The following is a 22,253-nucleotide window of genomic DNA, read 5'->3' on the forward strand; positions in this document are numbered from 1 at the left end:
ATCATGAGAAAACTAATCACCATGGTCATGCTACTTGTTAGCCCGTACGTATTTGCCGCCGATGAAATCTATACCGGCTTCTTTAGCAGCAAGGCACTCGATGGCTACGATACCGTGGCTTACTTCACCTCAGGCAAGCCTGTTGAAGGCAGTAAACAATTCAGCACTGAATACAAAGGTGCGGATTGGTATTTCTCTTCTGAAAAGAATCTGACTTTATTTGTTAATAATCCTGAAAAATATGCCCCTCAATATGGTGGTTATTGCGCATGGGCCGTTTCTGCCAAAAACGACTTTGCACCAGGTGACCCACAATATTGGACCATAGTGGATGACAAACTTTACCTGAACTACGACCAAGAGATTCAAGAAACTTGGGAGAAAGACCGTGCCCAGCACATTCAACAAGCCGATAAAGCTTGGCCGCAGCTGATTAAGTAAGGGAATAACCATGACATTCACTCCTGCTAAACATCTTCCGGCAGCATTAATCGCTTTTGTGTTCATTCAGTCGCTGTTTTTTAAATTCACAGGCTCATACGAGACAGAGCATATCTTTGGCACGCTCGCGACATGGTCAGGCTTAAGCTGGTTCGGTTCGTTTGGCGGCTATTTGATAGGCATCGCTGAATTAATTTCTGCCATTCTACTGTTCACTCGCTGGCATGGCCTGGGTGCCATTATGAATATGGGGATCATGAGTGGCGCAATCTTTTTCCACCTGTTTACGCCACTCGGTATTCAAGTGCCTGAGTTCAATGCAGCAGGTGAGATTGTCGGTTACGACGGCGGGTTATTGTTTGGCATGGCATGCCTGGTCTGGTTATGCGGTGCGTTTTTAAGTGTGAAAGATTTCAAGAATCAAGACGGTTTCCTAAACAACTTTAGTCAATAAGGTAGCTTCATTATGATTGATAGTCCTTTTCGTTTACCACGTTACACGCCTTTTGGTTTGGGTGAGTCTGTTGTCGAGTGGGCAACTGGGCTATCTAAGCTAGACCGACTCTATCAAGATCGACAAGACGAGTTATCTAGCTTCGAATTCATGAATTACACCTTGTCGGCGCTCAATATCGACTACTCCATTGCATCGGGAAGCACAGAAAACATTCCTGAAGAAGGCCCTGTCGTGATTGTAGCGAACCACCCACTCGGTGCGATTGAAGGTGTGATCCTAGCTGATCTCGTAGGATCAGTGAGGAAGGATGTGAAGGTATTGGCGAATGAGTTACTCAAACGACTACCTGAACTGGATGACCTTTTCATTGGTGTTGATGTATTTAATGGTAAAGAATCAAAGCGTACTAATGCCAAAGCGATACGAGATGCCAATCATCACCTGGCTGATGGTGGGCTGCTGATCGTGTTCCCAGCCGGAGAAGTCTCCAGTTACCGCAAAGGGGCAAAAACACTTACCGACATCGAGTGGAGCAAATCGGTCGCTAAGTTTGTTAAGCGCCATCAAGCGACGACGGTTCCAATCTTTATCAATGGCAAAAACAGTGAGCTGTTCTACCAAGCCGGTCGAGTGCATCCACTATTGAGAACCGCTCTACTCGGGCGTGAACTTCTCAATAAACAGGCGACAACTATCTCTATCTCGATTGGCTCATCGATTCCGTATTCAGAGATAAAATCGTTTGAAAAAGAGATGGATATCGTCAACTATCTAAGGCTCAACACCTATCTTATGAGTCAACAAGATAGCCCGAACACGCAGATCCACGCCCCCTCTTTCGATACCCAAGTGATTGCGCCAATATCACCAGAAGTATTGGCAATAGAGATCGACTCACTACCTCAAGAAACGATGCTACTCGAACAGGGTGACTTCGAGGTCTACTGTACGCCAAGCCAATCTATTCCCAATTTAATGCGAGAGATTGGTCGAGTCAGAGAAGAGAGCTTTCGAGAAGTCGGTGAAGGTAGCGGGCTTGCTTGTGACTTGGATGAATATGACCTGTACTACCATCAACTGTTTGTGTGGAACAAAGCTAAGGCCGAATTAGTCGGTGCTTATCGACTGGGTATGGTCGACAAGCTAATTGCAGACCACGGATTAGACCAACTCTATTCCCGTAGCCTGTTCAACTACAATCAAGAGTTCATCGATACCCTAGATAACAGTATTGAACTTGGTCGCTCTGTAGTGAGTAAACCTTATCAAAAGAGCCTCAACTCACTGTTACTGCTATGGAAAGGTATTGCGACTTTTGTCTCTCGACACCCTCAATATACTCACCTATTTGGCCCGGTCAGTATCAGTAATGATTACAGCCACAACGCGCGCCTGTTGATCGCGACGACCTTATCGATTCACCATTATGATGAAGAAAAGGCGAGTCTGGTTTCCCCTTCGTCACCGCTCAATACTAGCAGTCATGTGTTCTGGCAAAATCACCTATTGTCTTCACTAGCAAGTGTGCCTCTACTATCCAAAGTATTAGCTCGTATGGAGCAAGGAAAAGGATTACCGGTACTACTGCGCCAGTATCTTGGGATGAATGGCAAGCTAGTGTGCTTTAACGTCGACCCATCGTTTAATGATGCGCTAGATGGCTTGATTGTGGTTAACCTTAAGAAGGTACCATTGAAAACCTTAGGTAAGTACATGGGGCGAGAGCTTGCTCAAGATTACCTAGAGCAGCACACTCAACGCTGATTTAGCCCGAACTGTACCTACACTCAAATAAGTGCGATGATTTCAGCACTTATTTGGGTTAGGTTATTTTCATGCACACCTCTTTTATCGAACAACTGCAAAGCTTCGACTTCTCACAAAGTCAGATTGAATCGCTAGTCGCTGTCGCCAAGCCTCTTGAGCTACCAACCAGACACATCCTTATTAACCAAGGAGAGATGGCAGATTCAATTTACTTCGTGCTTGAGGGCTTATGCCATGCTTGTTACCTCACTAATGAGGGCAAGCAATACAGCAAAGAGTTCTACTGGGAGCAAGACTGGATCATCGGCTTTGAGAGCTTGATAAAAAACCAAGCGTCCCCTTACCTGCTTGAAACCCTCACGCCTATTACGCTATTAGAACTGCCAATGAAGGCCGTAATCGAGTGGCGTGCCTCTAATAATCCTTTGTATTTAAAGTTGTTAGAAACCCAGCTGATGCACAAGGAAAACAAAGAGCGATTCATGTTGCTCTATACACCAGAGCAACGTTACCAGCTTTTCTGTGAGCACTACCCCGATCTGGAACAACGCCTCAACGACAATCAAATTGCTGCCTACCTAGGAATAACGGCGATAAGTTTGAGTAGAATTAAAGGTCGAATTAACAATAGTTAATGCCAACGGTCAGTGTGCATAGTACATTCAAAGCATCGATAATCTCTGGATGTAAACATGATCACTTGGCACTCTATTCCCTTTTCTGAACTTTCAACACAACAGCTCTATCAACTGCTGCAACTACGAGTCGATGTATTTGTGGTTGAGCAAACCTGCCCTTATCCAGAGCTCGATGGCAAAGACACCCTTGAAGGTGTTCAGCACCTAATGGGCTATGCGGACGGAGAGCTCATCGCGTGTGCTCGTTTATTGCCGCCTGGCACCACTTATGACAATGCCAGTATTGGTCGAGTTGCAACCAAACAATCAGCAAGAGGCAATGGTTTAGGGCATAAATTGCTGGTGGAAGCATTAGCTCGCTGTGAGGCATTGTGGCCGAACACGACCATCGATATTGGTGCGCAAGAGCACCTAGAAAGCTTCTACGCTAGCCATGGATTCAAGACGATCTCTGAAATGTATTTGGAAGATGATATTCCACACGTAGACATGAGATTAGAGAAGTAATGTCGAATATCACTGTCGGTATCCTACTTTTGATTGCTGGCAACCTGTTTGCCTCGCTCTCTGACGTAGCTGTGAAGTTATTGAACGGCGAAGTCCCACCTCTTCAGTATATTTTTTTCCGTCAGTTGATATCTCTGTTACTCATTGCTCCTTTGTGGCTGCGACAAAGCAAGGAGCAACGCTGCTTACAACAAGCCAAGGTCACCTTAATTCGTGGACAACTGATCTTAATCGGCAGTGGATGTATGGTGGTCGCGATCACCCATATGTCTTTAGCGACAGCTAACGCGGTATTTTACGTAGCCCCATTATTGATGCTGCCTCTGTCAGTACTTCTACTCAAAGAGCAGCCTGCGCTTGGCAAAGTCATCGCCACCACTGTCGGCTTTGTTGGCGCGCTAATCGTTTTGCGGCCATCGCAATTTCACTGGGCAGCACTGTTTGCATTGGGGACTGCACTAACGCTTGCCCTGTTCAATGTATTGGTACGAAAGCTCCCTAGTGAACAATCTGTGGTGACCACGTTGTGGTGGACAACCCTCTTCTCTATCCCAGCCTCGTTAATACTATGCTTATTGTATTGGCAACCGGTGTCTTTAGAACATCTTGGATACATAGCATTGAGTGCGACGCTCATACTGAGTTATAACGGGCTTGCGGTTGCCGCCTACCAAAAAGCACACTCTAGCCAAATTGCCTTGGCTGAATATTCAGGCTTGGTGTTTGTCGCGTTAATTGGCGCCATATGGTTCGATGAGATCCCTGATACGTTAACCTTCATTGGTATTATGTTGATCATCTTACCGCTCGCGCCTTTCAAGCGACCAAAAAAAAGAGCTAATGCTTAGCTCTTTCTTGTCTCGTTCGTACTGTTGAGTTCGTAACTCACGCAAGATATCTATTTGCTGCGGCCAAAGCCACCATCAGATAAACGGAAGAACATAACTGATGTGTCGCCCTTCTCTAACTGTAGGATATCAAGTTGTCCGGTTTCAGCTAATTTGAATCGAACTAACTGACCTTTGCGGATCTGGCTGAGTGGCTTGTCTGCGCCTTCAATACGCACTAGCGCATTTAAATCAGACAGTGGTAGATCGTTGTTTCGAAAAACCTGAGCCAAGGTATCACCTTGCTTAACTAGGTATTCCTGCCAATTATTGTTACTCGGCTCTGATGAGCTGCTCTTGGTGTTTTGCTGTTCGCTCAGCCCAACGGTATTTATCTCTAGCGCAACGCGAGATGTAACCGGAGTTGCCTCTACTTTAGGTTCAGGCAACGGCACAACAAGTAGGACAAGAACGATCGGCGAAATCACCATTAATAATCTTTGGTGTAATTTGGGTAATGAGCCCCAAGTTTGCACTGCTGAGGTTTTCATTCCTTTAATATCGATCGAGCTCAATTTCTCTTTGACCTGATTCAGTCGATCCTTGAGTTCTGCTAAGTGGTCAACTTTCTGCTTTTTCTTTTGACGACGATTCATACCACTGCGTCCTATACATTGAATAACTACAGTATAAAAACCAAAGTACCAACAGTATAGATCTTTCCGTCACAACGGGGCTCAATGCAAGAAAATTGACATGGCTGTGATTTGGACACGGTAAAGCGCAAGTGATCAGGGACTAGCCGTTTCTTCACGCTGCTAATACTGGTATTCTTACCTTTTTCGTACTGACAAAAAGAGTGACTTTTCATGTCTGAAGTAAAATTTGAAACTGTAGAGCAAAAAGCTAGCTACGGTATCGGTCTACAAATGGGCCAACAACTTGCTGGTTCTGGTCTTGAAGGCCTAAACGTTGACGCAATCGCTGCTGGTATCGCTACAGCTCTAGTTGGTGACATGCCAGCTATCGAAGTTGACGAAATCAACAACGCACTACAAGAGCTACACACTCGCGGTGAAGCTGCACGTCAAGAACTAGCTAAAGCTGCAGCTGCTGACGGCGAAGCTTTCCTAGCTGACAACGCTCTTCGTTCAGAAGTAACCGTTCTTGAGTCTGGTCTTCAATACGAAGTACTAACGGAAGGCACTGGCGAAATCCCAACTGCAGACAAGCAAGTACGTGTTCACTATCACGGCGAACTAACTGACGGTACTGTTTTCGACAGCTCTGTATCTCGCGGTCAACCAGCTGAATTCCCAGTAACTGGCGTAATTCAAGGTTGGGTACAAGCTCTACAAATGATGCCTGTTGGCTCTAAGTGGAAGCTATACATCCCTCAAGATCTAGCATACGGTGAGCGTGGCGCAGGTGCTGCAATCCCACCATTTGCAGCTCTAGTATTTGAAGTTGAACTTCTAGCTATTCTTTAATTTTTATAAAAACCTTTAGTAAAACAAAATACTATAGGCAAATAAAATTGAAATAATCCAACGGCGATGTCACTACATCGCCATTTTTCGTTTATAGTGAAAGAGTAAATTACTTTATTACTTAAGGACGAATAATGAAGAAAGTACTCATCACAGTTTTAAGCAGCCTTGCTGTTGTCTCTTGCGCTAGCACTAGCGACTCTGAACAAACCAGTTCTGGTTCTGATACCAACTACTCTCAACTATCACAAACTGCATTAATGGCAGCTGTAAACATGTGGTCTCAACAGAATGAAACAACACCGCTTGCTGACACTGTTGCTGACCAAGCGTCTGTCACTAGCGATCAAGCGATTGGTGGTATCGGTTCTATGTTAGCACTGGCACAGAACTCACTAGATACTACAGATAACAAAGAGCTTGCGTCACTTATCCCAGGTATGTCTAGTCTGGAGTCAACGGGTCTATCATCACTACTAAACTCACAAGGTGCAGTTGAAAGTGCCTTTTCTAGTTTAGGTATGGATCCATCGATGGTATCAACGTTTGCACCAATCATTCTGCAAACACTGCAATCTCAAGGCGCAACGAGTGGCTTGATGGATTCTTTGACTGCTATTTGGCAATAATAGTGAGCGGTTAGTTTTAGAAAATGATAAGGGCACTTCGGTGCTCTTTTTTGTGGGTGGAAGATGCGAGATGCGAGATGCGAGATGCGAGATGCGAGATGCGAGATGCGAGATGCGAGATATTTTGAATAGTGAAGCCGAGAAGGCAAGAATAAATGCCAAACATCGTGGTGCAAGATTCAACCTTTAAAAACGCAAAGTCCAGATACAAAAAAGCCGAGCTAATGCTCGGCTTTTTGTATTAAGAATCTAGATAGATTACTCAGCAGCTTCTTCAGCAGCTGGGCGGTCTACAAGCTCAATGTAAGCCATTGGAGCTTTATCACCAGTACGGAAACCACATTTAAGAATGCGAGTGTAACCACCTTGGCGAGCCGCGAAACGCGGGCCTAGTTCATTAAATAGTTTTGCTACCACTTCGTTATCACGAGTGCGAGCGAATGCAAGACGACGGTTAGCAACACTGTCTGTCTTAGCTAGGGTAATCAACGGCTCAATTACGCGACGTAGTTCTTTTGCTTTAGGCACGGTAGTTTTGATAACTTCGTGACGAACAAGAGAGCTAGCCATGTTGCTGAACATCGCTTTACGATGACTGCTGTTGCGGTTGAGTTGACGACCACTTTTACGATGGCGCATGACCTAATCCTTCTAACTTTTCGATTAATCTTCAGCGATTGACGCTGGTGGCCAGTTTTCTAGACGCATGCCTAGAGAAAGACCACGTGAAGCAAGCACATCTTTAATCTCTGTAAGAGATTTCTTACCAAGGTTTGGCGTTTTAAGTAGCTCAACCTCAGTGCGCTGTACAAGATCACCGATGTAGTGAATCGCTTCTGCTTTCAAACAGTTAGCAGAGCGAACTGTTAGTTCAAGATCGTCTACAGGACGTAGTAGGATAGGATCGAATTCTGGCTTCTCTTCCTTCTCCTCAGGTACACGTACATCACGAAGATCTACGAACGCATCCAGTTGTTCAGCTAGAATAGTAGCTGCACGACGGATTGCTTCCTCAGGTTCTAGAGTACCGTTCGTTTCCATATCGATAACAAGCTTGTCTAAATCAGTACGTTGTTCTACACGTGCCGCTTCTACAGCGTAAGCGATTTTATCAACCGGGCTGTAAGTAGCGTCAACAAGTAGACGACCGATTGGACGCTCATCTTCTTCAGTATGGATACGAGCTGAAGCTGGAACGTAACCACGACCACGTTCAACTTTGATGCGCATAGCGATCTCAGCGTTGTCATCCGTTAGGTGACAAATTACGTGCTCAGGGTTAGCGATCTCTACATCACCATCGTGGGTGATGTCACCTGCAACAACAGGGCCTGAGCCTGATTTGTTCAGTGTAATAAACACTTCATCTTTGCCTTCAGCAACGCGCACAGCCAAACCTTTAAGGTTTAGAAGGATTTCCAGGATATCTTCCTGAACGCCTTCTTTAGTGCTGTATTCGTGTAGCACACCTTCGATTTCAACTTCTGTTACGGCACAACCCGGCATAGAAGATAGAAGAATGCGGCGAAGAGCATTACCTAGAGTGTGGCCGAAACCGCGCTCTAATGGCTCAAGAGTTACTTTCGCGTGTGTCGTATTGATCTGTTCAATGTCAACAAGACGCGGCTTAAGAAATTCTGTTACAGAACCCTGCATTGTGTCCTCTCTTTTTTTAACCTTACTTAGAGTAAAGTTCGACGATCAAGTGTTCATTGATGTCAGCTGATAGGTCAGAACGCTCAGGCATACGCTTGAATGTACCTTCCATTTTGCCAGCATCTACTTCAATCCAAGTTGGCTTTTCACGTTGTTCAGCAACTTCTAGAGCCGCTTTAATACGAGATTGCTGTTTAGCTTTCTCGCGGATAGAAACAACGTCGTTTGCCGCTACTTTGAAAGAAGGAACGTTTACAACTTTACCGTTAACTAGGATAGACTTGTGGCTAACTAGTTGACGAGATTCAGCGCGAGTTGCACCAAAGCCCATACGGTAAACTACGTTATCAAGACGACCTTCAAGAAGCTGAAGCAGGTTTGCACCCGTGTTGCCTTTTAGACGTGCAGCTTCTTTGTAGTAGTTGCGGAATTGTTTTTCTAGAACGCCGTAGATACGACGAACTTTTTGCTTCTCACGAAGCTGAACGCCATACTCAGATAGACGACCGCGACGAGCGCCGTGTACACCTGGTGCGTTATCAATTTTACACTTGGTATCGATCGCACGGACACCAGACTTAAGGAATAAGTCAGTACCTTCGCGACGGCTAAGCTTTAGCTTAGGACCCAAATATCTTGCCATGATCTTTCTCCAATATTCCTAGAAACGAAACTTAAACGCGACGTTTCTTAGGTGGACGACAACCGTTATGAGGGATTGGTGTCGCATCAACAATGTTAGTGATACGGAAACCAGCAGCGTTCAGTGCGCGAACAGTAGATTCACGACCTGGACCTGGACCCTTAACCATAACTTCCAAGTTCTTTAGGCCATATTCTTTAGCCATTTCACCACAACGCTCAGCTGCAACTTGTGCTGCGAACGGAGTAGATTTACGAGAACCACGGAAACCTGAACCACCTGCTGTAGCCCATGCAAGAGCGTTGCCTTGACGGTCAGTGATAGTTACGATTGTGTTGTTGAAAGAAGCATGAATGTGCGCTACGCCATCAGCTACTTGCTTGCGTACGCGCTTACGCGCGCGAGTTGGTTGTTTTGCCATTGTACTCTACCTTATCCGACTATTTCTTGATCGGCTTGCGCGGACCCTTACGGGTGCGAGCGTTGGTTTTAGTACGCTGTCCACGTAGTGGTAGACTGCGACGATGACGAAGACCGCGGTAACAGCCAAGGTCCATAAGACGCTTGATGTTCATCGATACTTCACGACGTAGATCACCTTCTACAGTGTACTTAGCTACACCATCACGCAGTTGATCGATCTGCTCTTCAGTTAGTTCACTGATCTTAGCATCTTCAGCAATACCCACTTCAGCTAGAATAGCTTGAGAGCGAGTTTTACCGATACCGTAGATTGCAGTAAGTGCAATTACAGAATGCTTGTGATCAGGAATGTTAATGCCGGCTATACGGGCCATTATTCACTCCTAAGGGGTTCATAAAAGAATTATCCGCAGCAAAGCCCGTTATGGATACGCTGCGGCATACTACTTCTTTTGCACGCAAAAGGTAGGCCGAGGAATATACTCGACTCTACCTTGTATTTCAAGTAAAAATTTCTGCTGATTAGCCTTGGCGTTGCTTATGCTTTGGCTCACTGCAAATCACGCGAACGACACCGTTACGCTTGATAACTTTACAGTTACGGCAGATTTTTTTAACGGAAGCACGAACTTTCATTGCTAAACTCCGTAAATGGAACTGAAATTATTACCACCGAATTAACGGCCGTAACCTTTCAGATTCGCTTTCTTTAACACAGAATCATACTGTTGTGACATCAGATGAGTCTGTACCTGTGCCATGAAATCCATGATAACTACCACTACGATTAGTAGTGAAGTGCCGCCGAAGTAGAAACGAACGTTCCACGCGACCATCATGAATTCAGGAATCAGACATATAAAAGTAATGTATAGAGCGCCCGCAAGGGTTAGTCTAGTCATCACTTTATCGATATATTTCGCTGTCTGCTCACCTGGGCGGATACCGGGTACGAATGCACCAGACTTCTTCAAGTTATCAGCTGTTTCACGTGGGTTAAACACCAACGCTGTATAGAAGAAACAGAAGAAGATTATAGCTGCTGCATAAAGCATTACATACAGAGGCTGACCTGGGCTAAGAGCTAATGACACGTCAGTTAACCAACCGAACGCGCTGCTTTCACCATTTTGACCAAACCACTGTGCTAATGTTCCTGGGAACAAAATAATGCTCGATGCGAAAATCGCTGGAATAACACCTGCCATATTAATTTTAAGAGGCAAGTGAGAGCTTTGTGCTGCAAAAACCTTACGACCTTGTTGACGTTTCGCATAGTTAACGACGATACGACGTTGACCACGTTCCATGAAAACTACGAAGTAGATAACAGCAAAAGACAATACAGCAATCAACAGCAGAAGAAGCACATGCAATTCACCTTGACGCGCTTGCTCGATTGTTTGACCGATTGCAGAAGGCAATCCAGCAACAATACCTGCAAAAATCAGAATGGAAATACCATTACCGATTCCTCGCTCAGTGATTTGTTCACCTAACCACATTAAGAACATGGTACCAGTTACTAAACTCACGGTAGCAATAAGCGTAAACATGGTTTGGTTGATAACAACCAGATTGTCGACCATGTTTGGTAAGCCCGTTGCAATACCAATAGCTTGGAATGTTGCAAGTACAAGCGTGCCGTAGCGTGTATATTGGCTTATCTTACGACGGCCTGCTTCACCCTCTTTCTTGAGTTCCGCTAACGCTGGATGAACTACAGTTAACAATTGGACTACGATCGATGCCGAAATGTACGGCATGATACCCAATGCTAATATAGATGCACGCTCAAGAGCACCACCGGAGAACATGTTAAACATTTCAACGATGGTACCTTTTTGCTGATCGAACAAATCGGCAAGTACAGCTGCGTCAATACCAGGGATCGGCACAAAAGAGCCGGCTCGGAATACTAAAAGTGCACCAATTACGAATAATAAGCGCGACTTTAGTTCACTTAAGCCGCTCTGAGCACTACGAAAATCTTGTCCTGGTTTCTTAGCCATCTGTACCTCGTTCCTCGAGATTATTCCTCGATTTTACCGCCTGCAGCTTCGATTGCAGCTTTAGCGCCTTTAGTCACGCGTAGACCTTTAACAGTCACAGCTTTGCTCAGGTCACCAGAAAGAACGATCTTAACGAATTCGATGTTCTTAGTGATAACGTTAGCAGCTTTAAGGCTGTTAAGATCAACTACGTCACCTGTTACTTTCGCTAGCTCAGCTAGACGAACTTCAGCAGACACTAGGCTCTTACGAGAAGTGAAACCGAATTTAGGTAGACGTTGTTTTAGAGGCATTTGACCGCCTTCAAAACCTGGACGAACAGAGCCGCCAGAACGTGACTTTTGACCTTTGTGACCGCGGCCACCTGTTTTACCAAGGCCAGAACCGATACCACGACCTACACGCTTCTTAGAAGGTTTAGAGCCAGCAGCCGGTGATAGAGTATTCAAACGCATTCTGATTACTCCTCAATCTTAACCATGTAGTAAACCTTGTTGATCATACCGCGTACGCACGGAGTATCTTCAAGTTCTACTGTATGGTTGATGCGACGAAGACCTAGACCTTTAAGACACGCTTTGTGCTTAGGTAGGCGACCAATTGAGCTTTTAGTTTGAGTTACTTTAATAGTTGCCATCGTGTGCTTACTCCGAAATAGATTCAACAGTTAGACCACGTTTAGCAGCAACCATTTCTGGTGACTTAACGTCTACTAGAGCACCAATCGTTGCACGAACGATGTTGATAGGGTTCGTAGAACCGTATGCTTTAGAAAGTACGTTATGTACGCCCGCAACTTCAAGTACAGCACGCATTGCACCACCGGCAATAACACCTGTACCTTCTGCAGCTGGCTGCATGTAAACTTTAGAGCCCGAATGACGACCTTTCACCGGGTGGTGAAGAGTGCCTTCGTTCAGCGCAACAGTAACCATGTTACGACGCGCTTTTTCCATTGCTTTTTGAATCGCAGCAGGTACTTCACGAGCTTTGCCGTAACCGAAACCTACACGACCATTACCGTCACCAACTACTGTTAGTGCAGTGAAGCTCATGATTCGACCACCTTTAACCGTCTTAGATACACGGTTAACAGCGATTAGCTTTTCTTGCAAATCATTAGCTTGTTGTTGTTCTTTAGCCATCTTCCAACCCTACCTTAGAATTTCAGACCAGCTTCGCGAGCAGATTCTGCTAGCGCCGCTACTCGACCGTGGTATTGGAAACCAGAACGATCGAATGCAACTGAAGCTACGCCTTTTTCAAGAGCGCGCTCAGCAACAGCTTTACCAACTGCTTTAGCTGCATCAACGTTACCAGTGTTCTTAACTTGCTCACGGATCGCTTTTTCTACAGTAGAAGCAGCTGCGATAACCTCAGAGCCGTTTGCCGCGATAACTTGTGCGTAAACATGGCGAGGAGTACGGTGTACTACCAGGCGAGTTGCACCAAGTTCTGCAATCTTACGACGTGCACGTGTAGCACGACGGATGCGAGATGCTTTCTTATCCATAGTGATACCTTACTTCTTCTTAGCTTCTTTAGTACGCACATTTTCATCTGCGTAACGAACACCTTTACCTTTGTAAGGCTCAGGAGCACGGTAAGAACGAATGTCAGCCGCAACTTGACCAACTAGCTGCTTGTCACAACCAGTTACAACGATCTCAGTTTGGCTAGGGCACTCAGCTTTAATACCTTCAGGTAGAGCGTGCTCTACTGGGTGAGAAAAACCAAGAGTTAGAGCTACAGAGTTGCCTTTCATAGCAGCACGGTAACCAACACCCTTTAGAGTTAGCTTCTTAGTGAAGCCCTCTGTAACACCCACAACCATGTTGTTAACTAGAGCGCGAGCTGTACCAGCTTGTGCCCATGCGTTAGCAACACCTTCTTTCGGACCGAAAGTTAGGTTGTTTTCTTCCTGTGCAATAACTACGGCGTTGTTAAGAACGCGAGTAAGCTCACCTTTGCTACCTTTTACAGTAACTTCTTGGCCGTTTAGTTTCACCTCTACGCCAGCTGGAATAGCGACAGGTGCTTTAGCAACACGAGACATAATCTACTCCTTATTAAGCTACGTAACAGATGATTTCACCGCCAAGACCTGCTTTACGAGCAGCACGGTCAGACATTAGACCCTTGGAAGTAGAAACAACTGCAATACCAAGACCGCCCATCACTGTTGGTAGAGAGTCTTTATTTTTATAAACTCTTAGACCAGGACGTGATACACGCTTGATTTGCTCGATTACAGGTTTAGCTTGGAAGTACTTAAGAGTAACTTCTAGCTCAGGTTTTGCTTCGCCTTCAACAGCGAAGTCTACGATGTAACCTTCAGCTTTTAGTAGTGCAGCAATTGCAACTTTAAGCTTTGAAGAAGGCATTTTTACAGCAACTTTGTTTGCTGCCTGACCGTTACGAACGCGGGTCAGCATATCCGAAATCGGATCTTGCATGCTCATAAGATTTACTCCAAATGATTAAGTGGCAATTACCAGCTAGCCTTACGAAGACCCGGAATCTCGCCTTTCATGCAAGCTTCACGAACCTTAATGCGGCTTAGACCGAATTTACGTAGGTAACCGTGTGGACGACCAGTTTGGTTGCAACGGTTACGCTGACGTGATGCACTTGAATCACGTGGAAGAGATTGCAGTTTAAGAACCGCATTCCAACGATCTTCTTCAGATGCGTTTACATCGCTAATGATAACTTTTAGCGCAGAACGCTTTTCAGCGAACTTAGCTACTAGTTTTGCACGTTTAGCTTCACGTGCTTTCATTGATTGTTTAGCCATAACAGTAACCCTACCCTTACTTACGGAATGGGAAGTTAAAGGCAGCCAGCAGAGCTCGGCCTTCCTCATCGGAACCCGCAGAAGTCGTGATAGTGATATCAAGACCGCGGACACGATCGACTTTATCGTAGTCGATTTCCGGAAAGATGATTTGCTCGCGAACGCCCATGCTGTAGTTACCGCGACCGTCGAAAGACTTAGCGCTAACACCACGGAAATCACGTACACGTGGAAGTGCGATAGAGATTAAACGCTCTAAAAATTCCCACATGCGCTCACCACGCAAGGTTACTTTACAACCAATTGGGTAGCCTTCACGAATTTTGAAACCAGCTACAGATTTACGCGCTTTAGTGATAAGTGGCTTTTGACCAGAGATCGTTGCCATATCAGCTGCTGCGTTTTCTAGCAGTTTCTTATCGTTGATTGCTTCACCAACGCCCATGTTTAGGGTGATTTTCTCAATCCTAGGGACTTGCATGACGCTTGTGTAGCTGAACTCTTTGGTAAGCTCAGCGACTACAGACGACTTGTAGTAATCATGCAGTTTCGCCATAGTAGAACTCCAAATTACTTCTAATTAGTTAGAAACAGTTTCGCCGTTAGATTTGAAGAAACGAACTTTCTTGCCATCTTCGATACGGAAACCGATACGGTCTGCTTTACCAGTAGCCGCGTTAAAAACTGCAACGTTAGAAGCGTCAATAGCTGCTTCTTGTTCAACGATGCCACCTTGTTGACCTAGAGCCGGAACCGGCTTTTGGTGTTTCTTAACAAGGTTGATGCCTTCAACGATAACTTTACCAGTTGTCAGAACCTTAGTTACTTTACCTTTCTTGCCTTTATCTTTACCAGCAAGAATGATTACTTCGTCATTACGACGGATTTTAGCTGCCATATTGCCGCTCCTTACAGAACTTCAGGTGCTAGTGATACAATCTTCATGAATTTCGCGTTACGAAGTTCACGAGTCACAGGACCAAAGATACGTGTGCCGACTGGTTGCTCAGTAGTGTCGTTTAACAATACACAAGCATTACTGTCGAAGCGAATGACAGAACCGTCTGGGCGACGAACGCCTTTACGGGTGCGCACTACTACCGCCTTCAGAACATCACCTTTTTTTACTTTACCGCGAGGAATTGCTTCCTTAACTGTAACTTTGATGATGTCACCGATATGTGCATAACGGCGGTGAGAGCCACCCAGAACCTTAATACACATTACCTTGCGCGCGCCAGAGTTATCTGCTGCGTCAAGTGTACTTTGCATCTGGATCATTGTTAGTGCTCCGCTAAATATTAAAACTAGACCCTCTCGGGTCGGGCTGCCTCTTTAAAAGGGACGCGAATTGTACCACCCTTTTTTTAAATTGGGTAGACAAAAAACAAGCGGCCCCAAAAATAATTTGGAGCCGCTTATAAGTTATAGAATTACAAAGATTAAATCTTCGCTTTTTCTAGAACTTTAACCAATGTCCAAGACTTAGTCTTAGACAGAGGACGACACTCAGCGATTTCAACTTTGTCGCCTAGGCCACAAGTGTTGTCTTCGTCGTGTGCGTGTACTTTAGTCGTGCGTTTAACGTATTTACCGTAAATTGGGTGTTTTACAGTACGTTCGATAGCAACAACGATAGACTTGTCCATCTTGTCACTTACTACACGGCCTTGCTGGATGCGGTTAGTTTCGCTCATTATGCGCCTGCCTTTTCAGTCAAAACAGTTTTCACACGTGCGATATCACGGCGTACAGCTTTTAGAGTATGAGTTTGCTGAAGCTGACCAGTTGCAGCTTGCATGCGCAAGTTGAACTGTTCACGTAGCAAATTCAATAGCTCAGCGTTAAGCTCTTCAACGTTCTTTTCGCGTAGATCTTGTGCTTTCATCACATCACCTGCTTAGTTACAAAAGTAGTTTTAACAGGCAGTTTACGTGCCGCTAGGCGGAACGCTTCACGTGCCAACTCTTCAGGTACGCCATTCATTTCGTACATAACTTTGCCAGGTTGGATTTGAGCAACCCAGTACGCTACTGAACCTTTACCTTTACCTTGACGAACTTCAAGAGGCTTTTCAGTAATCGGTTTGTCTGGGAATACACGGATCCAGATTTGACCTTGACGCTTAATGTGACGTGTCATAGCACGACGTGCCGCTTCGATTTGACGTGCAGTCAGACGACCACGGCCAACAGCTTTAAGACCGAATTCGCCGAAGCTTACTTCAGTACCTTTAGCTAGACCACGGTTACGACCAGTCATAACCTTGCGGAACTTAGTACGTTTTGGTTGTAGCATCGTTCGACTCCTTACTTACGGCCTTTACGCTGCTTCTTAGGCTTATCGCCTTTAGGCTCTACTGCGTTAGCAGCTGGCATACCGCCTAGAATCTCACCTTTGAAGATCCAAACTTTAATGCCGATCACACCGTATTGAGTGTGAGCCGAAGAAGTTGCGTAATCAATGTCTGCACGTAGAGTGTGTAGAGGCACACGGCCTTCACGGTACCACTCAGAACGTGCGATTTCAGCGCCGCCTAGACGACCACTTACTTCCACTTTGATACCTTTAGCGCCTAGACGCATTGCGTTTTGTACTGCGCGCTTCATAGCACGACGGAACATAACACGACGCTCTAGTTGAGACGCGATGCTATCAGCTACAAGCTGACCATCTAACTCAGGCTTACGTACTTCAGCGATATTGATTTGCGCTGGTACACCTGCGATTTTAGCTACAGCTGCGCGTAGCTTCTCTACGTCTTCACCTTTCTTACCGATAACAACGCCAGGACGAGCAGTGTGAATAGTCACACGGATGCTCTTAGCTGGACGCTCGATAACGATACGAGATAGTGATGCTTTTTGTAGTTCCTTTGTAAGGAACTGACGTACCTTGAAGTCGCCGTCTAGGTTGTCAGCGAAATCTTTGGTATTAGCAAACCATGTAGCATTCCAAGGCTTAACGATGCCAAGACGAATACCATTAGGATGTACTTTCTGACCCATTGCTTACTCTCCTAGTCTTTAGCGATCTGCTACAACAATAGTGATGTGGCTTGAACGCTTCAAGATACGATCCGCACGACCTTTAGCACGAGGCATAATACGCTTCATGATAGGGCCCTCATCTACGAAGATTTTAGCGACATTTAGATCGTCGATATCTGCACCTTCGTTATGTTCCGCGTTAGCGATAGCTGACTCAAGAACCTTCTTAACCAATACAGCAGCTTTTTTGTTGCTGAAAGTTAGAATTTCTAGAGCTTGGTCTACCGACTTACCGCGAATTTGGTCTGCAACTAAGCGAGCTTTCTGTGGAGAAATACGAGCAAAGTTATGTTTAGCTAAAGCTTCCATCATCTACTCCTTACTTCTTCTTAGCTTTCTTATCTGCAGCATGACCGCGATAAGTACGAGTTGGTGCAAATTCGCCCAGTTTGTGACCGATCATTTCTTCGGTAACGAAAACTGGAACGTGCTGACGACCATTATGGACAGCGATGGTCAAACCAATCATTGTTGGGATGATCATTGAGCGACGGGACCAAGTCTTAATAGGCTTTTTGTCTCCGCTTTCCACCGCTTTCTCTACCTTCTTCAGCAAGTGTAGGTCAATAAAAGGACCTTTCTTGAGAGAACGTGGCATGGCGATTCCTCTTTATAAATTATTTAGTGCGACGACGTACGATGTACTTGTCAGTGCGCTTGTTCTTACGAGTCTTGAAGCCCTTAGTAGGAACGCCCCAAGGAGAAACTGGGTGACGACCACCAGATGTGCGGCCTTCACCACCACCGTGTGGGTGATCCACCGGGTTCATTACTACACCACGTACGGTTGGACGTACGCCGCGCCAGCGTGAAGCACCAGCTTTACCAAGTTCACGTAGCATATGCTCAGAGTTACCAACTTCACCGATCGTTGCACGACCTTCAGAAAGTACTTTGCGCATTTCACCAGAACGTAGACGGATAGTGATGTATGCACCGTCGCGAGCAACGATTTGAGCATAAGCACCAGCCGAACGAGCTAGTTGAGCACCTTTACCAGGCTTAAGTTCAACACAGTGTACAGTAGAACCTACTGGGATGTTACGCATCGGCAGAGTGTTACCTGCTTTGATTGGCGCATCAACACCAGATTGGATCTGGTCACCTGCTTGAACACCTTTTGGTGCAATGATGTAACGACGCTCACCGTCTGCGTACAGAACTAGAGCGATGTTAGCGCTACGGTTTGGATCGTATTCTAGACGCTCAACTTTCGCTGGGATGCCATCTTTAGTACGTTTGAAGTCAATTACACGGTAGTGGTGCTTGTGACCACCGCCGATGTGACGTACTGTGATACGACCGTTGTTGTTACGACCACCGTTCTTAGAGTTTTTCTCTAGAAGAGGTGCGTATGGCTTACCCTTGTGTAGGTCAGCGTTAACAACTTTAACGACGTGACGACGACCAGGGGAAGTCGGCTTACATTTAACAATAGCCATTTTTAACTACTCCTGTTATTCCGCGCCGCCAACGAAGTCAAGATCTTGACCTTCTTTCAAAGTAACGTAGGCTTTCTTAACGTCTGAACGACGGCCTTCACGCATACCTTGACGTTTGGTCTTACCCTTTTGAACAAGAGTATTTACAGACTTAACTTCAACTTCAAATAGCTTTTCTACAGCTGCTTTGATCTCTTTCTTAGTTGCATCTTTAGCTACTTTGAAAACGATAGTGTTCGCTTTCTCAGCTGCCATAGTTGCTTTTTCAGAGATGTGCGGAGCACGTAGAACTTTTAAGATACGCTCTTCAGTGATCATGCTAGCATCTCCTCAACTTGCTTAACTGCGTCAGCAGTCATTAGAACCTTGTCGAATGCAATTAGAGATACTGGATCAACACCAGCAACGTCACGTGCGTCAACTTTGTATAGGTTACGAGCAGCTAAGAATAGATTTTCATCTACTTCGCCAGTTACAATCAGAACGTCGCTTAGCTCAAGCTCTTTAAGCTTAGCTACAAGTTCTTTTGTTTTTGGTGCTTCTACTGAGAAGTTATCAACAACGATTAGACGCTCTTGACGAACAAGCTCAGAAAGAATGCTCTTCATAGCACCGCGGTACATTTTCTTGTTTACTTTTTGGCTGTGATCTTGTGGTTTCGCAGCAAAAGTAACACCACCTGTACGCCAGATTGGGCTACGAATTGTACCAGCACGTGCGCGGCCAGTACCTTTTTGACGCCATGGCTTAGCGCCACCGCCAGATACTTCAGAACGAGTCTTTTGAGCACGAGTACCTTGACGAGCACCTGCTGCATATGCAACAACTACTTGGTGTACAAGAGCTTCGTTGAAGTCACGTCCGAAAGTAGTCTCGGAAACAGTTAGTGCATCAGCACCTTTAACCATCAATTCCATTACTTACTCCTAGACGTTATGCTTTAACAGCAGGTTTTACGATCACGTTGCCGCCTGTTGAGCCTGGTACTGCACCTTTAATAAGAAGCAGATTGCGCTCAGCGTCAACACGTACGATCTCTAGGTTTTGAGTCGTTACACGCTCAGCACCCATGTGACCTGCCATTTTCTTGCCTTTAAACACGCGACCTGGAGTTTGACATTGGCCAATTGAACCCGGTGCACGGTGAGACAAAGAGTTACCGTGAGTCATATCTTGAGTAGAGAAGTTCCAACGCTTAACAGCGCCTTGGAAGCCTTTACCTTTAGATGTACCAGTAACGTCTACTTTTTTAATTTCGTTGAAAAGTTCTACGTTTAGCTCAGCGCCAACTTCAAACTCTTCGCCGTTTTCTAAACGGAATTCCCAAAGACCGCGACCTGCTTCTACACCCGCTTTCGCGAAGTGACCAGCTTCAGGTTTAGTTACACGGTTAGCTTTCTTAGCACCAGTAGTTACTTGGATTGCTGCGTAGCCGTCGTTCTCTAGAGTTTTAACTTGAGAAATACGGTTCGCTTCAACCTCAACAACAGTTACTGGGATAGAAACGCCTTCTTCAGTAAATACGCGGGTCATACCCACTTTACGTCCGACTAGACCAATCATTATTCTTATCTCCCTTAACCTAGGCTGATTTGAACATCAACGCCAGCTGCAAGATCAAGACGCATTAGAGCATCAACAGTTTTGTCTGTTGGCTCAACGATGTCGATCAAACGCTTGTGAGTACGGATTTCGTACTGGTCACGTGCATCTTTGTTGACGTGTGGAGAGGTAAGAACAGTGAAACGCTCTTTACGAGTAGGTAGTGGGATAGGACCACGAACCTGTGCGCCAGTACGTTTTGCTGTTTCAACGATTTCCGCAGTTGAAGCATCGATTAGCTTGTAATCAAACGCTTTAAGGCGGATACGAATACGTTGGTTCTGCATGAGACAGAGCTCCAATTATTAAAAATTACACAAACAATATCGCCACTCAAACTCGATAAAACGAGAGAATGCCGATTGATTTATGTGAAACCGTAGCATCCAAAATTAGGACGCATTGTCAGTTAACTTTTGAAGTAAAGACAAGCCTTACTATTTTTATTAACCGCGAACATAAGCTGAGTATACATTACTAGGTAAAACCTACTCCTCAGTGCTCATTGGTTCACAACCAGCTTAAGCCAGTGCGGTGCATTATACAGATCACACTTTAACTTGCAAGCTGTGTTTGAAAAATAATCGCAGAATCTATTGAGAAGGGTGATTGGAGGATTTTTAGTTCTTGGTAGTGCCCTACCGCCTGAAAAAGAAATGCAAGGTAACCACTAGGATGCGCCTGAGCAGCTACCCTTGTTATCGATATATTTTAGCCTTCGTCTTCATCGACATATTGAGCTTGTAGGTAATTTTGAATACCTGTCATTTTGATGAGGCCAAGTTGGGTTTCTAACCAATCGACATGCTCTTCTTCATCTTCCAAAATCTCAAGAAACAGATCTCGTGACACATAGTCATGAATATCTTCTGCATAAGCGATGGCGTTTTTCAGATCCGGAATGGCTTCCATCTCTAACGATAAGTCACACTCCAGCATTTCTTGAGTATCTTCACCGATTTTAAGTTTGCCTAGATCTTGCAGATTGGGCAGCCCTTCGAGAAACAAGATTCGTTCAATCAGATGGTCGGCATGTTTCATTTCGTCGATGGATTCATGATACTCCTTGTCGGCTAGATGCTTTAAGCCCCAGTCTTTATACATGCGCGCATGCAAGAAATACTGATTTATTGCGACAAGTTCATTACCAAGAATTTTGTTGAGATGTTGAATGATGATAGGATCGCCTTTCATGACATAGCCCTCCTCTTTGGCTCTTCTAACTGTAGAACCAAATCGAGAAGTGTCAAAAAAGCTACTGCTCTTTGAGCAGAATTAGCTTGCCTGTTTAAGCAGGTCTTTCGCGGTGTCGTTAATGACTTCTTTTGCTGAACGTACACACTTGCCGCATTGACTGCCAAGTGCTGTACACTTTTTAATTCCTTTTATGTCAGTAATGCCCTCTTCTAATACCAACTTGCGGATTTTCTTATCCGAGACCCCATGGCATAAACAAACGTACATAGTAAAACCTAACCCTTTAACTTGCATTTAAATATAAAAAGGAATCATTCTTATTACCAGTTAAAATTTACCGTATGTTTATATCGATTGGTTATAGTGTTTCGTCGAAAAGAGAGATTAACGGGCTGTGAAGAGGATAAAGTTTAGGAGGGCGATTTATGCCGTTAAGTAAATAACTGTATTTAAATCGGAATATAGACTGTGGATATTACGTGTTAGGAATTTCCCTTATAACCAAAATAAAAAAGGGAAGCCGAAGCTCCCCTTTTTTGATGCGTGCTCTTCTAATGAAGAGAGTGCAAAAATCTAAATGCTATTAAGCGAAGATTTTAGCTACAACACCAGCACCTACAGTACGGCCACCTTCACGGATAGCGAAACGTAGGCCTTCGTCCATTGCGATTGGAG

At 45.1% G+C, this 22,253-nt stretch carries 39 protein-coding genes and 1 pseudogene; 8 read left to right on the top strand and 32 right to left on the bottom strand.

Translation table 11 applies throughout. From position 1 onward, the window contains the following. Positions 1-3 precede the first annotated feature (3 nt). From JC606_RS08725 to JC606_RS08750, 6 genes are all read left to right on the top strand, one after another. Positions 4-441, top strand: coding sequence for a YHS domain-containing (seleno)protein (locus JC606_RS08725; RefSeq protein WP_019825480.1), 438 nt, complete (start codon positions 4-6; stop codon positions 439-441). 10 nt (positions 442-451) lie between these two features. After that, complete coding sequence (locus JC606_RS08730; protein ID WP_137407592.1) at positions 452-895, top strand: hypothetical protein; 444 nt, start codon at positions 452-454, stop codon at positions 893-895. A 12-nt stretch (positions 896-907) separates the two neighbouring features. Next, complete coding sequence (locus JC606_RS08735) at positions 908-2,662, top strand: lysophospholipid acyltransferase family protein (RefSeq protein WP_004738762.1); 1,755 nt, start codon at positions 908-910, stop codon at positions 2,660-2,662. A gap of 71 nt (positions 2,663-2,733) precedes the next feature. Continuing rightward, complete coding sequence (locus tag JC606_RS08740; protein WP_105025855.1) at positions 2,734-3,300, top strand: Crp/Fnr family transcriptional regulator; 567 nt, start codon at positions 2,734-2,736, stop codon at positions 3,298-3,300. A gap of 57 nt (positions 3,301-3,357) precedes the next feature. Next, positions 3,358-3,810, top strand: coding sequence for a GNAT family N-acetyltransferase (locus JC606_RS08745; protein WP_137407591.1), 453 nt, complete (start codon positions 3,358-3,360; stop codon positions 3,808-3,810). Continuing rightward, a complete protein-coding gene (locus JC606_RS08750) occupies positions 3,810-4,658 on the top strand; it encodes a DMT family transporter (RefSeq protein ID WP_137407590.1) in 849 nt (282 codons plus the stop codon). The genes JC606_RS08745 and JC606_RS08750 overlap by 1 nt, the downstream gene beginning before the upstream one ends. A gap of 50 nt (positions 4,659-4,708) precedes the next feature. On the opposite strand, the gene JC606_RS08755 is transcribed toward JC606_RS08750, so the two are convergent. Next, positions 4,709-5,293: a LysM-like peptidoglycan-binding domain-containing protein gene (locus JC606_RS08755; protein ID WP_137407589.1), complete on the bottom strand. Its 585-nt coding sequence runs from the start codon at positions 5,291-5,293 to the stop codon at positions 4,709-4,711. A 213-nt stretch (positions 5,294-5,506) separates the two neighbouring features. Between JC606_RS08755 and JC606_RS08760 the strand changes: the two genes are divergently transcribed. Together JC606_RS08760 and JC606_RS08765 are read left to right on the top strand one after the other, a co-directional pair. After that, entirely contained in the window at positions 5,507-6,127 is a 621-nt protein-coding gene (locus JC606_RS08760; RefSeq protein WP_008220519.1) for an FKBP-type peptidyl-prolyl cis-trans isomerase, read from the top strand. A gap of 134 nt (positions 6,128-6,261) precedes the next feature. Continuing rightward, positions 6,262-6,756, top strand: coding sequence for a DUF2780 domain-containing protein (locus JC606_RS08765; protein WP_137407588.1), 495 nt, complete (start codon positions 6,262-6,264; stop codon positions 6,754-6,756). A gap of 258 nt (positions 6,757-7,014) precedes the next feature. On the opposite strand, the gene rplQ is transcribed toward JC606_RS08765, so the two are convergent. The 31 genes and pseudogenes from rplQ to JC606_RS08920 all read right to left on the bottom strand — a co-directional run. Further along, a complete protein-coding gene (rplQ, locus tag JC606_RS08770; RefSeq protein WP_004729812.1) occupies positions 7,015-7,395 on the bottom strand; it encodes a 50S ribosomal protein L17 in 381 nt (126 codons plus the stop codon). Positions 7,396-7,419: 24 nt separating this feature from the next. Next, positions 7,420-8,412 carry a DNA-directed RNA polymerase subunit alpha gene (locus JC606_RS08775; RefSeq protein WP_004729813.1) on the bottom strand — a complete coding sequence of 331 codons (993 nt, stop codon included), beginning with the start codon at positions 8,410-8,412 and terminating at the stop codon, positions 7,420-7,422. A gap of 22 nt (positions 8,413-8,434) precedes the next feature. Next, positions 8,435-9,055 carry a 30S ribosomal protein S4 gene (rpsD, locus tag JC606_RS08780; RefSeq protein WP_004738777.1) on the bottom strand — a complete coding sequence of 207 codons (621 nt, stop codon included), beginning with the start codon at positions 9,053-9,055 and terminating at the stop codon, positions 8,435-8,437. A gap of 31 nt (positions 9,056-9,086) precedes the next feature. After that, positions 9,087-9,476, bottom strand: coding sequence for a 30S ribosomal protein S11 (rpsK, locus tag JC606_RS08785; RefSeq protein WP_004738778.1), 390 nt, complete (start codon positions 9,474-9,476; stop codon positions 9,087-9,089). Positions 9,477-9,495: 19 nt separating this feature from the next. Next, the gene (gene rpsM, locus JC606_RS08790) at positions 9,496-9,852 is read right to left on the bottom strand and encodes a 30S ribosomal protein S13 (RefSeq protein WP_004738779.1); all 357 of its coding nucleotides are present in this window, start codon (positions 9,850-9,852) and stop codon (positions 9,496-9,498) included. Between the two features lie 148 nt (positions 9,853-10,000). After that, on the bottom strand, positions 10,001-10,114 hold the full coding sequence (gene rpmJ, locus JC606_RS08795) for a 50S ribosomal protein L36 (RefSeq protein ID WP_000868186.1): 114 nt from the start codon (positions 10,112-10,114) through the stop codon (positions 10,001-10,003). A gap of 41 nt (positions 10,115-10,155) precedes the next feature. Continuing rightward, positions 10,156-11,490, bottom strand: coding sequence for a preprotein translocase subunit SecY (secY, locus tag JC606_RS08800; protein ID WP_004738781.1), 1,335 nt, complete (start codon positions 11,488-11,490; stop codon positions 10,156-10,158). 20 nt (positions 11,491-11,510) lie between these two features. Continuing rightward, positions 11,511-11,945, bottom strand: coding sequence for a 50S ribosomal protein L15 (gene rplO / locus JC606_RS08805; protein ID WP_004736758.1), 435 nt, complete (start codon positions 11,943-11,945; stop codon positions 11,511-11,513). A gap of 5 nt (positions 11,946-11,950) precedes the next feature. Further along, entirely contained in the window at positions 11,951-12,127 is a 177-nt protein-coding gene (rpmD, locus tag JC606_RS08810) for a 50S ribosomal protein L30 (protein ID WP_004736756.1), read from the bottom strand. 7 nt (positions 12,128-12,134) lie between these two features. Next, a complete protein-coding gene (gene rpsE, locus JC606_RS08815; protein WP_004738783.1) occupies positions 12,135-12,635 on the bottom strand; it encodes a 30S ribosomal protein S5 in 501 nt (166 codons plus the stop codon). A gap of 14 nt (positions 12,636-12,649) precedes the next feature. Further along, positions 12,650-13,003, bottom strand: coding sequence for a 50S ribosomal protein L18 (gene rplR, locus JC606_RS08820; RefSeq protein WP_004738784.1), 354 nt, complete (start codon positions 13,001-13,003; stop codon positions 12,650-12,652). A 9-nt stretch (positions 13,004-13,012) separates the two neighbouring features. Then, the gene (rplF, locus tag JC606_RS08825) at positions 13,013-13,546 is read right to left on the bottom strand and encodes a 50S ribosomal protein L6 (protein WP_004738786.1); all 534 of its coding nucleotides are present in this window, start codon (positions 13,544-13,546) and stop codon (positions 13,013-13,015) included. Positions 13,547-13,559: 13 nt separating this feature from the next. Next, on the bottom strand, positions 13,560-13,952 hold the full coding sequence (gene rpsH / locus JC606_RS08830; protein WP_004738788.1) for a 30S ribosomal protein S8: 393 nt from the start codon (positions 13,950-13,952) through the stop codon (positions 13,560-13,562). Positions 13,953-13,981: 29 nt separating this feature from the next. Then, complete coding sequence (gene rpsN, locus JC606_RS08835; RefSeq protein ID WP_004738789.1) at positions 13,982-14,287, bottom strand: 30S ribosomal protein S14; 306 nt, start codon at positions 14,285-14,287, stop codon at positions 13,982-13,984. A gap of 16 nt (positions 14,288-14,303) precedes the next feature. Then, a complete protein-coding gene (gene rplE, locus JC606_RS08840) occupies positions 14,304-14,843 on the bottom strand; it encodes a 50S ribosomal protein L5 (RefSeq protein ID WP_004738790.1) in 540 nt (179 codons plus the stop codon). 24 nt (positions 14,844-14,867) lie between these two features. Beyond that, positions 14,868-15,185 carry a 50S ribosomal protein L24 gene (rplX, locus tag JC606_RS08845; RefSeq protein ID WP_004738792.1) on the bottom strand — a complete coding sequence of 106 codons (318 nt, stop codon included), beginning with the start codon at positions 15,183-15,185 and terminating at the stop codon, positions 14,868-14,870. Between the two features lie 11 nt (positions 15,186-15,196). Further along, positions 15,197-15,568, bottom strand: a complete 372-nt coding sequence (gene rplN / locus JC606_RS08850; RefSeq protein WP_004738793.1) for a 50S ribosomal protein L14 — start codon at positions 15,566-15,568, stop codon at positions 15,197-15,199. A gap of 161 nt (positions 15,569-15,729) precedes the next feature. After that, complete coding sequence (gene rpsQ / locus JC606_RS08855; RefSeq protein WP_004738796.1) at positions 15,730-15,984, bottom strand: 30S ribosomal protein S17; 255 nt, start codon at positions 15,982-15,984, stop codon at positions 15,730-15,732. Further along, positions 15,984-16,175, bottom strand: a complete 192-nt coding sequence (gene rpmC / locus JC606_RS08860; RefSeq protein ID WP_004736737.1) for a 50S ribosomal protein L29 — start codon at positions 16,173-16,175, stop codon at positions 15,984-15,986. The genes rpsQ and rpmC overlap by 1 nt, the downstream gene beginning before the upstream one ends. After that, positions 16,175-16,585: a 50S ribosomal protein L16 gene (rplP, locus tag JC606_RS08865; RefSeq protein ID WP_004736736.1), complete on the bottom strand. Its 411-nt coding sequence runs from the start codon at positions 16,583-16,585 to the stop codon at positions 16,175-16,177. The genes rpmC and rplP overlap by 1 nt, the downstream gene beginning before the upstream one ends. 11 nt (positions 16,586-16,596) lie before the next feature. Beyond that, complete coding sequence (rpsC, locus tag JC606_RS08870; RefSeq protein WP_004738797.1) at positions 16,597-17,295, bottom strand: 30S ribosomal protein S3; 699 nt, start codon at positions 17,293-17,295, stop codon at positions 16,597-16,599. Positions 17,296-17,313: 18 nt separating this feature from the next. Then, positions 17,314-17,646 (bottom strand): 50S ribosomal protein L22, encoded by a 333-nt coding sequence (gene rplV, locus JC606_RS08875; protein ID WP_004736732.1) that lies wholly within the window; start codon positions 17,644-17,646, stop codon positions 17,314-17,316. A gap of 10 nt (positions 17,647-17,656) precedes the next feature. Next, a complete protein-coding gene (rpsS, locus tag JC606_RS08880; protein ID WP_004736729.1) occupies positions 17,657-17,935 on the bottom strand; it encodes a 30S ribosomal protein S19 in 279 nt (92 codons plus the stop codon). Positions 17,936-17,954: 19 nt separating this feature from the next. After that, positions 17,955-18,779, bottom strand: coding sequence for a 50S ribosomal protein L2 (gene rplB / locus JC606_RS08885; RefSeq protein ID WP_061033928.1), 825 nt, complete (start codon positions 18,777-18,779; stop codon positions 17,955-17,957). Positions 18,780-18,794: 15 nt separating this feature from the next. Beyond that, complete coding sequence (rplW, locus tag JC606_RS08890; protein WP_004738802.1) at positions 18,795-19,097, bottom strand: 50S ribosomal protein L23; 303 nt, start codon at positions 19,095-19,097, stop codon at positions 18,795-18,797. Further along, complete coding sequence (gene rplD / locus JC606_RS08895) at positions 19,094-19,696, bottom strand: 50S ribosomal protein L4 (protein ID WP_004738803.1); 603 nt, start codon at positions 19,694-19,696, stop codon at positions 19,094-19,096. The genes rplW and rplD overlap by 4 nt, the downstream gene beginning before the upstream one ends. 16 nt (positions 19,697-19,712) lie before the next feature. Further along, positions 19,713-20,342, bottom strand: coding sequence for a 50S ribosomal protein L3 (rplC, locus tag JC606_RS08900; RefSeq protein ID WP_004738804.1), 630 nt, complete (start codon positions 20,340-20,342; stop codon positions 19,713-19,715). 14 nt (positions 20,343-20,356) lie between these two features. Then, complete coding sequence (gene rpsJ, locus JC606_RS08905) at positions 20,357-20,668, bottom strand: 30S ribosomal protein S10 (protein ID WP_004736761.1); 312 nt, start codon at positions 20,666-20,668, stop codon at positions 20,357-20,359. 424 nt (positions 20,669-21,092) lie between these two features. Next, the gene (bfr, locus tag JC606_RS08910; RefSeq protein ID WP_061033929.1) at positions 21,093-21,575 is read right to left on the bottom strand and encodes a bacterioferritin; all 483 of its coding nucleotides are present in this window, start codon (positions 21,573-21,575) and stop codon (positions 21,093-21,095) included. A gap of 81 nt (positions 21,576-21,656) precedes the next feature. Next, the gene (locus JC606_RS08915; protein WP_137407586.1) at positions 21,657-21,845 is read right to left on the bottom strand and encodes a (2Fe-2S)-binding protein; all 189 of its coding nucleotides are present in this window, start codon (positions 21,843-21,845) and stop codon (positions 21,657-21,659) included. 316 nt (positions 21,846-22,161) lie between these two features. After that, positions 22,162-22,253: pseudogene (locus tag JC606_RS08920) on the bottom strand (elongation factor Tu); the annotation flags it as partial.

The sequence above is a fragment of the Vibrio sp. IB15 genome, assembly GCF_016406055.1.
GTDB lineage: Bacteria > Pseudomonadota > Gammaproteobacteria > Enterobacterales > Vibrionaceae > Vibrio > Vibrio chagasii.